The following is an 11,153-nucleotide window of genomic DNA, read 5'->3' as shown; positions in this document are numbered from 1 at the left end:
GTCGGGTGGCCGTTCGGCGCCCGCGCTCGGACCACGTCAGTCCGCGCCCACGTCGTGCACGGACACGCGGATGGTCCCGGCGCTGCCGTCGGCGGCGTCGGGGATGAGCATCCCCGCCTCGGCACCGCTGCGCAGATAGTCCACCACCGCCTGGTCGAGCATCTCGCCCGGGAGCACCGCGGGGATCCCGGGCGGATAGGGCGTGAGCATCTCGGCGCAGATCCGCCCGACCGCGTTCTCCGCGGGAACCTGCTCGACCTCGCCGAAGAAGGCGTCACGCGGCAGCGTCGCCTGGCGCAGCCGCAGGCTCCCCGGGTCCGGGACGCGGATGTCCGGGGCGGGCGGCAGTTCGTCGGCATGGGCGACCAGGTCGCGCAGACCGTCGAGGAGCCGTTCCGTGGTCGTGTCGTCGTCGGCGTGCGTGAGCTGGGCGTTGATGCGCCGGTGGTCGGAGGTGTGCAGATTGACGCGGTGGTGCCGGCGCATCCAGTCGGCGGCGTCGTACCCGCTGAACTTGACCCCCTTCAGGTCGATGAAGACCTGGAGGGGATCCATGTCGAAGGCGCGCCCGGGGGCACAGAAGTCGTCGCGGTCGTTGACGTGGAGGCCCTCGATGTCCTCGATGGCGGCTCGTACCCGCCGGGCCCGCTCAAGAGCCCCCTCCATCAGCTCATGGCCGTGTTCGACCATCTGCCGGCGCCATCCGTCGAGGGCCGCGTAGATGAGGACGGAGGGGCTGGTGGTGTCGAGGAGGTCGGCGCGGGAGGCGAGGGTCCGGGCGGTGACCAGGTCGCCCTGGAGGTGGAAGACCGACCCCTGTTCGAGCCCGGAGCCCATCTTGTGGACCGACGTGACGCACACGTCGGCGCCCGCGTCCATCGCCCAGGTGGGCAGCTCCGGATGGAAGGGCAGGTGGGCGCCCCACGCCTCGTCCACGATCAGCGGTACGCCGCGTTCGTGGCACAGCGTCGCGATGGCTCCGATGTCGGCGCAGGTGCCGTACGGGGTGGGGCTGGTGACCAGCGCCCCGCGCGCGTCCGGGTGCTTCTCGAACGCCGCCCGGAAGGCCTCGGGGGACGGCGGGTGGGCCAGGTGCAGATCGGGGTCCCACTGGGGGTCGACCCACACCGGGCGGATCCCCGCGAGGATCAGGCCGGAGATGACCGACTTGTGCGCGTCCCGTCCGACCAGGATCTTCTCGTGCGGCCCGGCGACCGAGAGCATGGCGGCCTTCACCGACAGGGAGCTGCCGCAGGTGGAGAAGAACGTGTGATCGGCGCCCACCGCGTCGGCCATCAGCGCTTCGGCCCGCTTCAGGACCCCCTGGGACGTGGTGCGGTCGTCGAGCCCGGACACCGCGAGCATGTCCGCGTCGAACAGGGCGTCGCCCAGTACGGCCCGTACCCGTGGGTCGGCGCCCCGGCCCTGCTTGTGACCGGGCGGCGTGAACGGCAGGTGGTCCTGCGCCTGGTACGCCACCAGCGCGTCGAGTACGGGAGCTGTCGAGTGATCCATGATGTGGGACTTTCCGCTGCGGAAGGGCGAAAACATCTCGCACCGGTCGTGACTGCCGGGACGAGGTCGAGCCGGCGGTCGGCGGAAGGCCGAGGGTCGGCTCATCCGTTCGGTCGCGGTCCGCTCGCACACCCGTGGGGCGCCGCATCGGATGGGAGACGCGTGTTCCGGGTGAGTGGCCGACCCGGGGGTACGCGGAAAGTCTTCGAAACGCGGGTCCGGCCGAGCCGCCCGCCCCCGGTCCGGGAGGAGTTCGTCATGCCGCAGGGTTCCAACGCGAAGCGTGAGCGTCAGTACGAGCACATCAAGGAGAGCGCCGAGAAGCGCGGCACCTCCACGGGGCGTGCGAAGGAGATCGCGGCACGCACCGTGAACAAGGAGAGGGCCCGCTCCGGCGAGTCGAAGACGGCGAGCAAGACATCCACGCAGGACAAGAAGTCCGCCCCGCAGCGCGGCGGCGAGCGCTCCCACAGCGGAGCCCAGGGGCCGACGAAGGACCAGTTGTACGCGGAGGCGAAGAAGCGCGGCATCGACGGCCGTTCGACGATGAACAAACAGCAACTGTCCAAGGCCCTGGGCCGCTGACGGACAGCCGATCAACGATCCGCCGGCCGCCCGACCGCCGGCCGGCGGTCGCCGAGCGCCGCTCGGAGGCCCCCCGTGTCCGTCCGTTGACGCCCCCACGACAAGTCCGAACTGTCGATGTGTCGACGAACAACGGACGGGAAGGCTCCAGATATGCGCCCTTCCCAGCGCCCCGGACCCCGGCGCGACCTCGCCGAACTCCCCCCGCACGGCACGTCGCCCGAGGCAGCGCGCGAAGGCGCCCGTACCGAGGGCAGGATGCCGACCGGAGAGCAACTGCTCGCGGAGACGGAGCAGCTCAAGGAGGCACTGGAGCGGCGGCCGGTCGTCGACATGGCGCGCGGCGTGCTGATGGCGGCCTGGTCGTGCACCGCCGAGGAGGGCTGGCGGATCCTGGTCCATGTGTCACAGCACTCCAACACCAAGGTGCACGACGTGGCGAAGGCCCTCGTCGCGACGACGCAGAACGAGCCGTTGCCCGCCCACATAGAGGAGCATCTGCCCGCGGCGCTGGCGCAGTGGCGGGCGTCACGGGATGGGTGAACCCCCGGTGGCGTTGACGATCTCCGCGGTGATGTAGCTCGCCTCGGAGGAGGCCAGGAAGACGTAGGCGGGGGCCATTTCCGCCGGCTGGGCCGGGCGGCCGAGCGGTGACTGTTTGCCGAACTCCGTGGTGTCCGGGAGCGTCGCGGGGATCAGCGGGGTCCACACCGGCCCCGGCGCCACGGCGTTGACGCGGACGCCGTCGGCCGCGACCATCTGGGCCAGCCCCTGGGTGAAGGTGGCGATGGCCCCCTTGGTCATGGCGTAGTCCAGCAGGTCGGGGCTGGGCCGGTACGCCTGCACCGAGGTGGTGTTGATGATGGAACCGCCCTTGGGAATGTGCGGCAGCGCCATCTTCGACAGCCAGAACATGCCGTACAGGTTGGTCCGCACCACACGGTCGAACTGCTCGGTGGTGATCGCGGCGATGCCGTCGGGCTGCGCCATCTGGTAGGCGGCGTTGTTGACGAGGATGTCGATGCGGCCCCACTCGCGCACCGCGCGTTCGACCAGCCGCCGGCACTGCTCCTCCTCCCGGATGTCGCAGGGAACGGCCACGGCCGTGCGGCCCGCGTCCCGGACGAGACGTGCGGTCTCCGCCGCCTCCTCGCCCTCCTCGGGCAGGTGGGTGAAGAGCACGTCGGCGCCCTCCCGGGCGAAGGCCAGCGCGACGGCGCGCCCGATGCCCGAGTCACCGCCGGTCAGCACCGCCTTACGGTCCTGGAGCCGGCCCGAGCCCCGGTAGGAGTCCTCGCCGTGATCGGGCGGCGGGTCCATGGGCCCCGTCCATCCGGGATGCTCCTGGTCCTGCTGGGGGAAGTCCGGTTCGGGTCGCCGGGGCTGGGGCTGGGAACGGGGTGTGTCAGACATCTGGTCGTCCTTCCTCTGATCCATCCGAGTTCCCGAGTTTCCGCGCAGCTCACCCGGCCGCCGGCTCACCCGGCCGCCGGCTCACCACGCGACGTCCGCGGCCCGTGTGATCTCCGCGCCCATGTTCCGCCGCATCATGCTCAGCGCGGCCTCCGCGAGTTCCGGGTGGATGGCGGCCACAGCGTCCTCGGGTACGACGACGTCGAGATGGCGGATGTGCGCGTCGAGCGCCGAGTACAGCACGCACTGCTCGGTCACCTGGCCGGTCAGCACCACCCGGTCGACGCCGAGTTCCGCCAGCAGATACGTCATCGGCGTCTCGTAGAAGACGGAGTGCCGGGCCTTGACGATGAACAAGGACTCGTCGTCCGGACGCAGGGGCTCCACGAGAGCGGCATGCGGCGTCGCCAGGGCCTCGTCGAGCAGCTCACCGTGGTGGGAACGCCACTGCCCCCAGTTGTCGTTGGCGTAGATCACCGGGATCTCGGCCGCACGGGCCCGGCGGAGCAGGGACACGATCCCGGGCAGCGCCGCCTCGGCGGCGGGCAGCAGAAGGTCCGCGTCCTTGTGCTCATAGGTATTGATCATGTCGATGACGATGAGCGCGGAGCCGGTCATGCAACCACCATCCCCCGTCCACGCCGTCCCGGCACATTCAGGCCCGGCCCAACCGCAGATCGAGTGCGGCGCCGACGTCGGGGCAGTTCCTGCGGACGGTGTCGAGGAAGGCGCCCAGCGCCGGGGAGCGGTCCCGGTCGGCGAAGGACAGGACCAGGTCGGGCAGCGCGGTCCGCGGGGTCACCTCGCAGAACCGGATCCCCGGCCTGGGGGCCTCCCGCATACGGGAGGGCCCGAGCCCCACACCAACCCCACAAGCCGCCAGCCCCATGATCGTGTGCACGTCCCTGGCCACGGTGGCACCTTCCAGCGCCGCGGCGTCCTCGCCCAGCAGGACGCGCAGCCCGGCGGCGATGAGGGGTTCGTCCTCCCCGGCGGCCACGATCAGCGGCTGCCGTCGCAACTGGTCCACGCTCACCGACGCCTGGCCCGCGTAGGGGTGCGCGCTGCCGACCACGGCGATCAGATGGTCGTGTCCGACCGGGACGGACACCAGGTGCTCGGCCCCGGCACCGCGGGGTGGTCCGAGAGTGACGGCCACGTCCAGCTCTCCGGCGACGAGGGCGGCGGTGCTGCGCCCGGACGCCATCTCGTGCAGCTCAAGGCGTACGTCGGGCCGCTCGCGGCCGAACCGGCCCAGGACGTCCGGGAGCGGGTCGAGCAGCGCGGAGGCGATGAATCCCAGCCGCAGCCGGCCCGTCTCACCGCGCGCCGCCCGGCCGGCGTCGGTCCTGGCCGCCGCCATCTCCTCCAGCGCCCGCCGCGCCCGGGCGAGGAACGCCTCGCCCGCGGCGGTCGGGAACACACCCTGCCGCGTACGGTCGAACAGCCGGGCCCCGGTCTCACGCTCCAGGTCGGCGATCTGCTTGGACAGCGGGGGCTGTGCGATACCCAGCGCGCGGGCGGCCCGGCCGAAGTGTCTGTGCTCGGCGAGGACGAGCGCGTACCGCAGATGCCGCGCTTCCACGACCACCCCTCCCTGCCCACACAAGGCCATCCGCACGACGTCCATGTGCACGACGTCCATACACAGAAAGTATCGCCATCCAGCGTGCCATATCTTTCGCTGGATCGACGGACCGTGATCGTTTGGGATGGGGCCATGACTTCCTCCCCCTCCCCGAACGACCACACCGTCTTCGTCCTGGTCCACGGCGCCTGGCACGGCTCATGGCAGTGGGCGGCGACGCAGCGGGCGCTCGCCGGTCTCGGTGCCGCGAGCGTGGCCGTCGACCTGCCAGGGCACGGCTTCGGCGCTCCCCTGCCCAGCGGGTACCTGCGGCCCGGCCGCCCCGGCCTGCTGACCGAGAGATCACAGCTCGCCGACATCACGATGGACGACTGCGCCGACGCCGTCCTGGACACGCTCCGCCGGGTCCGCCGCTACGACCGTGTCGTACTCGTCGCGCACAGCGCGGGCGGCGGTCCCGCGTCGCTGGCCGCGGAACGCGCGCCGGAGCTGGTCGACCGTGTCGTCTACCTCTCCGCGTTCGTCCCCGCGGGCCGCCCCCGGTTCTTCGACTACCTGAGCGCGCCCGAGAACGCCACCGCACGCGGACAGGGCCTCAACCTCGGTGATCCCGAGGCGCTGGGAGCCGTACGGATCGACCCGCTCTCGCCGGACCCCGCCTACATCGAGGAACTGCGGCAGACCCACTACCACGACACGCCCGCCGAGCACTTCGACCGCTGGCGCTCCGCGCTCAGCCCCGACCTGCCGCTGGCCGTCCCGACGACCCCCGTCACCCTGACCGCGGCACGGTGGGGCCGCATCCCCCGCACCTTCGTACGCTGCGCGCAGGACCGGGCGCTGCCGACCGCCGCACAGGACCTGATGATCGCGGAGGCCGACCGGGCCATGCCGGACGAACCGTTCACCGTCCGCACCCTGCCGGGCAGCCACAGCCCGTTCGCGGCCCGCCCGCAGGAACTCGCCGAGGCGCTGGCCCGGTGAACGGCCAACGCCTTCTGCTGCCGGTGGTGCTGAGCGCGACCTTCGTACAACTGCTCAACGTCACCATCGCGCAGATCGCCGCTCCGGCCATCCAGTCGGGCCTGCACGCGGGCCCCGGCGCGGTGCAGCTCGTGCTGGCCGGGTACACGCTGGCGTACGCGTGCCTGCTCATCACCGCCGCGCGGCTGGGCGACCGGTACGGCTACCGACGGCTGTTCGTGCTGGGCACCGCGGTGTTCACGGCCGGCTCGGTGGCCTGCGCCGCAGCACCCGGCGCGGGATGGCTGATCGCGGCCCGGCTGGTGCAGGGCGCGGGCAGCGGCCTGGTCGCCCCGCAGGTGCTCTCGCTCATCCGCACCGGCATCGCACCGGACCGCCGCCCACGGGCCCTCGCCCTGTACGGCGCCACGATGGGCGTGGCCTCGCTGGCCGGACCGCTGATCGGCGGGCTGCTCGTCGGCGCCGACCTCTTCGGCCTCGGCTGGCGCGCGGTCTTCCTGGTCACGGTGCCCGTGGCCCTCGTCCCGCTGGCGGGTGCGGCCCTGCTGCCCGGTACGCGCTCCACGGACGGGCAGCGCGTGGACCGGCTGGGAGCGGCGCTGACCACCACCGGTTTCGCCGCGCTGGTCCTGCCGTGCGCGCTGGGCCGGGAGGCCGGCTGGCCGTGGTGGACGTGGGCCTCCTTCGCCGTGGCGGCGGTGGCCCTCACGGGCTTCGTCCGCACGCTCCGGCACCGGCCGGACCCCTTGATCCACCCGTCGGTCCTACGGGACGGCACCGCGCGGCGGGGCGTACTGCTGGTGTTCGTCTTCAACGCCGGCGTCCCGTCGTTCACGTACCTGCTGTTCCTGCATCTGCAGTCCGCGCTCGGTTACTCGGCACTGTCCGCGGCGCTGGTGTCGGCACCGTTCGCCGCCGCGGCCGTACTGGGCAGCCGCGCCGCCCCGGCCCTCTCCCACCGCCTGGGCACGACGACACTGACAGCCGCCGCCCTGGTCCTGGCGGCCACGGCCGCGGCGCTGGCCCCGCTCATCGACACCGGTGCCGGCACCGGACGGCATGCGCCACTGCCGGTACTGGCCGTACTGGCGGCGGGAGGCGCCGCGTTCGGCCTGTTCACGGCCGCGGTGTTCACGCTGGTCCTGGCGGGCGTACGGGGCACGGCCACGAGCTCGGTGTCCGGCCTGCTCCCCACGGCCCAGCAACTCGGCGGCTCGATCGGGGTGACGGCGGCCGGGCTGGCCTATTACGCACCGGCCGCCACCCCGAACACGGCGTTCACCCACGCCATGGCGTACGAGGCCGCGGTCTTCACGCTCACGGCCCTGATCACCCTCCGACCACGGGGGCGTGCTGCGCGACCGACGTGCGGCCCAGGTGTCACACGACGGGGAACCAGGCCGACAGACGTCCGGCGAGCCCTTTCGGTGAGCTTCGCGTCACGGTCGTCGGGTAGGTAGTCGACGTGTCATCGCCACGCAGGGATGATGCCAGGCAGGTATCAGATGGCGCGATCGTGGGACGCCAGGGACGCCAACAGGCCCACCCCGCACGGGGCCGAACCAGCCGTCATCCACCCCGGTGCGCGGGTGCCGATGCGTCGTCTTCCGCGACCACGGCCGCCCGCGCCCGCCGCTGCTCGCGAGCAGAGCCGATGTCCCGTTCCAGGGGCGTACGGCTCACGGCCGTCGCGAGGTCCTCCAAGGCCTGCTTCTGCAGTTCCGCACCGCGCCGCACGACGTCGCGGCTCCGGTCCACAGCGGCGTCCGGCCACTCGTGGAGCGCCTCCTCCACGCGCCCCCAGTCCGGATTCCTGTGCTCGCGCATGTCGAGCGCCGCCTGCGCCGTGTCCGCTTCCAGGGCCTCGGCGAGCCGCTCCGCCTCGGGAGCGAACGGGCTGCCGGCCCGCGGGACGAGGCTCTCCATGAGCATCGCCGCCCGGTCGAACCCCTTGAGCGCCTTCTGCGCCTCCTCCGCCTCGCGCGAGGTGAGGCCCCTGGGGGGAACCGGTTCCTGTCGTGCCCGGTCGTATCCCTCGTGCCAGGCGGCACGTGCGCGCCTGCTCGCCAGTTGGGCCCGGCGCATGTCGGCGCGATGCTCCGTGGTCGGTTCGGCGTGGCTGCGCAGCACCGCGGCCGCGTAGCGGCCGTTCGCGGTGAGCCAGTCCGCGAGCCGGCTCGGCAGCCGGGGCGTCTCCCACGCGGGAAACACCACGTACGCCAGCATGGCCAGGACCCCGCCCAGCAGCGTGAGCACCACCCGCTCCAGGACCGTCTGCTCCCATGCCTGGCCGCCCATGGCGAGCAGGAAGACGACGTACGCGGCGGTGAAGCACTGGGAGTAGGCGTAGCCGGTACGGATCAGCGTGTAGGACAGACCCGCCGAGACCACGGCGAGCACGGCGAACAGATGGGCGTCCGGGCCCAGGGCCCGCACCACCCCGGTGGCGAGCGCGACCCCGGCCAGGGTCCCGGCGAGACGGGCGACCGCACGCGCGTATGTCCGGTGGAAGTCCGGCCGCATCACCATCACCGCGGCGATGGGCGCCCAGTAGCCGTGGCCCAGGGGCAGCCGGGTGGCGATGAGGTAGCCGAGCACGGCCACCGCCGCCAGGCGGACGGCGTGCCGGAACACGGGCGACTCCCGACGGATCTCCCGGCGGACCGACCGCACGACGACCGGGACCAGCCGGAACATCGTCGGGCGCACCAGGAACCGGGCGCCCGCGGGGCCGTGCGGGGCGGGCGTACTCCCCCGCGTGCTGCCGCTCCCAGCGATCTCGAGCGCCTCGCCGAGCAGTGCCACGAGCCGCTCGGCGGCCTGCCGCGCGGGACCCTCCAGCACCTCGTGCTCCTCGTCGAAGCGCAGGACGTCCGCGCTCGCGGGCGGCACCTCCGCCGGAGTGCCACGGCGGATCGAACGGGCGGCCGCGTCCAGCACGTCGGCGGCCGCGCCGAGCAACTCCCGTGCTCGGTCCCGCCCGGCTCCCTCCGCCGGGGCGCCGACATCCGGGTCGGCGAGCGCGGCGACGACCGGCAGGATGCGCTCGGCAAGTCCCCGGGGGCCATGGAGGACGGTGGGCCGGGTCCGCGCCTGTGAAGGCGTCACGGCAGCCGCGTCCCTGGCCGTCATCAACGGCTCCGGGTCGAACGCGGCGGTCGGGTCGTGACGCAACCGACGGGCGTGGTCCGCCACGGCGGCCAGGGCATCGGCGAGCGCGTCACGGTGCGCCCCCCATCGGCGGATCGGGAACAACAGGATCAGCATGGCCTGTGCCACGCCCCCGAGCGCGATGACCCCGGCGTGCTCGAGAGCTCGCCCGGTGCTCGTGGGCAGGGTGATGGTCACCAGCATGCTGCCGACCGTCGTCGCCGCGACGATCCCGGCGGTCGATCCGGCGGCCCACGCCATCCCCGCGGCGAAGGCCCATACGGCCAGCAGCGGGAGGAACGTCACGAGGCGCCCCGCCGCCAGATAGCCCACGAAGGTGCTGAGCGCCAGACCGGCGCCCGCGCCGAGCGCGATCACCTTGCGTGGACGCCAGGTGCGCTGGAAAGTGGCCGCGCCCGCGGAGTAGGCACCGAGGGCGGCGGACGCGGCGTAGGCCGGGGAGGCCAGCCACAGCGCCGGCCCGACGATGACCGCCACCCCGACGGCCGTGCGCAGGGCGAGCAGGGGCTCCAGTCGCGTCTCCTCGACGGTGAGACCGGATCGTACGACTTCCATGAGGGCCCGCAGCCACGTCACGGATACGAGCCTAGCCGGACCCTCCTACCGGGTCGCGCCGGCCGCGCCGCCGCCTCCTGTCCGCGGATCCCCCGGCTCGTGTACCCGGCAGCCGACGCCTGTCCGGCTCAGGTCACCGGCTGGTCGCCGGGGTCGTCCTGGAGCATGTGGCGACGTTCCTTCTCGCGCTCGGAGTAGGTGGCCGCGCGGATCGCCTCGTCGCTCTCCAGGCCTGAGCCCAGCGCGCCGCCCACCGTGGCGACCGACGCGACGAACCAGGACAACGTCAGGTACTCCGTGGCGTGCAGCGGGGTCTGCGTCATGGAGGCGAAGACCCGGTCGTTGAGGATGAACAGCGCCCACACCAAGTTGATGACCATCAGACCCGCGTAGCAGGCGAGTACCCCGATGCCCACGGTCAGGACCGTCGAGGTGTTGTAGAGCCGGGCCCGCTGTCCCGCCTCCGGCGAGGCCTCTGTTGCTCGATGCCATAGTTCCCCGTCCACGATCAGCCAGCCGATCATGAGTCCGACGGACCCGACCATGGCGATCACGAGGCGTGGCGCGCTCAGGGCTCCGGCGAGGCTCCAGGTGGTGGAGTCCAGGGTGGCGACGGCCCCCGTGGCGAGTGCGGCCGCCAGGGCTTTCGACAGGCCCGGTACCAGTCGCCAGGGCCGGTTGGCGCGGACCATACCGACGAGCACCCGCAGGTAGCCGCGCGGCCCGCCGACGACGTAACGAAGATCGGCTGTCTCCTCCTGACCGACCGGGCCCGGACGGACCGGCGTGAGACGGGCGGCGAAGGGCCCCAGGAGCGGCTGACTCCGCGGAAGCCCTTCGGTGCCGGTCCCCTCGGTGCCGGTGGTCCGCGGGCCCGCCAGTCCGAGCACGGCTTCTTCCACGGCCTGTCGGGCCCTCGTCTGCAGCCGCAAGCCCCCCAGGGAAGGAAGAGACAGCAGCGCCAGGCCGTGTTCGTGACTCAGATCCACCACGATCTTGCGCCCGTGCGAGTGCAGCGGAAGGTCGGTGAGGGCCACGACGATGTCCCAGTCCTCCCTGCTTCCGCGGTCCATGATCCGGCGCATCAGGGTGGGCGGGTCCTCGGTCCCCGAGGTGAACGGCTCACTGACGACCTTGACGTCGAACTGCCTGCCCTCGCCCGCCTTTTCGGCGAGCCGGTCGGGAAGCATCCGGGCCATGTGCCGCGCGATGTCCGTGGGCGAGTCCGGATCCGCCAGGAGAGCCACGACCGTAACGCCCTGCGACGACACCCGCACGAACGGACCATCCTCCTCGGCTGCTCCTCCGCGATGGCAAGGGTGCGATCGCGAGGGTTCACAGG

10 protein-coding genes are annotated in these 11,153 nt (G+C 72.5%); 4 read left to right on the top strand and 6 right to left on the bottom strand.

Translation table 11 applies throughout. From position 1 onward, the window contains the following. Positions 1 to 36 precede the first annotated feature (36 nt). Positions 37 to 1,515, bottom strand: coding sequence for an aminotransferase class I/II-fold pyridoxal phosphate-dependent enzyme (locus IE278_RS21815; RefSeq protein ID WP_189774763.1), 1,479 nt, complete (start codon positions 1,513 to 1,515; stop codon positions 37 to 39). A 258-nt stretch (positions 1,516 to 1,773) separates the two neighbouring features. Between IE278_RS21815 and IE278_RS21810 the strand changes: the two genes are divergently transcribed. After that, a complete protein-coding gene (locus IE278_RS21810) occupies positions 1,774 to 2,100 on the top strand; it encodes a plasmid stabilization protein (protein ID WP_189774761.1) in 327 nt (108 codons plus the stop codon). A 153-nt stretch (positions 2,101 to 2,253) separates the two neighbouring features. Beyond that, the gene (locus IE278_RS21805) at positions 2,254 to 2,643 is read left to right on the top strand and encodes an ANTAR domain-containing protein (RefSeq protein WP_246570485.1); all 390 of its coding nucleotides are present in this window, start codon (positions 2,254 to 2,256) and stop codon (positions 2,641 to 2,643) included. Here the strand turns inward: IE278_RS21805 and IE278_RS21800 are convergent. The 3 genes from IE278_RS21800 to IE278_RS21790 form a co-directional block, all read right to left on the bottom strand. Continuing rightward, entirely contained in the window at positions 2,629 to 3,513 is an 885-nt protein-coding gene (locus tag IE278_RS21800; protein WP_189774757.1) for an SDR family oxidoreductase, read from the bottom strand. The two genes, IE278_RS21805 and IE278_RS21800, sit on opposite strands and share 15 nt — an antisense overlap. 81 nt (positions 3,514 to 3,594) lie before the next feature. After that, the gene (locus tag IE278_RS21795; RefSeq protein ID WP_189774755.1) at positions 3,595 to 4,131 is read right to left on the bottom strand and encodes a cysteine hydrolase family protein; all 537 of its coding nucleotides are present in this window, start codon (positions 4,129 to 4,131) and stop codon (positions 3,595 to 3,597) included. A 37-nt stretch (positions 4,132 to 4,168) separates the two neighbouring features. Next, positions 4,169 to 5,098: a LysR family transcriptional regulator gene (locus tag IE278_RS21790; protein WP_189774795.1), complete on the bottom strand. Its 930-nt coding sequence runs from the start codon at positions 5,096 to 5,098 to the stop codon at positions 4,169 to 4,171. 135 nt (positions 5,099 to 5,233) lie between these two features. Between IE278_RS21790 and IE278_RS21785 the strand changes: the two genes are divergently transcribed. Beyond that, entirely contained in the window at positions 5,234 to 6,085 is an 852-nt protein-coding gene (locus IE278_RS21785) for an alpha/beta hydrolase (RefSeq protein ID WP_189774753.1), read from the top strand. Next, the gene (locus IE278_RS21780) at positions 6,082 to 7,545 is read left to right on the top strand and encodes an MFS transporter (RefSeq protein WP_246570484.1); all 1,464 of its coding nucleotides are present in this window, start codon (positions 6,082 to 6,084) and stop codon (positions 7,543 to 7,545) included. Before IE278_RS21785 ends, IE278_RS21780 begins: the two co-directional genes overlap by 4 nt. Before the next feature lie 109 nt (positions 7,546 to 7,654). Here the strand turns inward: IE278_RS21780 and IE278_RS21775 are convergent, their stop codons facing one another. Together IE278_RS21775 and IE278_RS21770 are read right to left on the bottom strand one after the other, a co-directional pair. Further along, positions 7,655 to 9,832, bottom strand: coding sequence for an FUSC family protein (locus tag IE278_RS21775; RefSeq protein ID WP_189774751.1), 2,178 nt, complete (start codon positions 9,830 to 9,832; stop codon positions 7,655 to 7,657). A gap of 107 nt (positions 9,833 to 9,939) precedes the next feature. After that, positions 9,940 to 11,058 carry a hypothetical protein gene (locus tag IE278_RS21770; protein ID WP_246570483.1) on the bottom strand — a complete coding sequence of 373 codons (1,119 nt, stop codon included), beginning with the start codon at positions 11,056 to 11,058 and terminating at the stop codon, positions 9,940 to 9,942. Positions 11,059 to 11,153: the final 95 nt, after the last annotated feature.

Origin of the sequence: Streptomyces tauricus, from assembly GCF_014650955.1 — a bacterium.
Classification (GTDB): domain Bacteria; phylum Actinomycetota; class Actinomycetes; order Streptomycetales; family Streptomycetaceae; genus Streptomyces; species Streptomyces tauricus.
The sequence above is the reverse complement of the archived record's forward strand: the minus strand, read 5'-3'. Positions and strand labels throughout refer to the sequence as shown.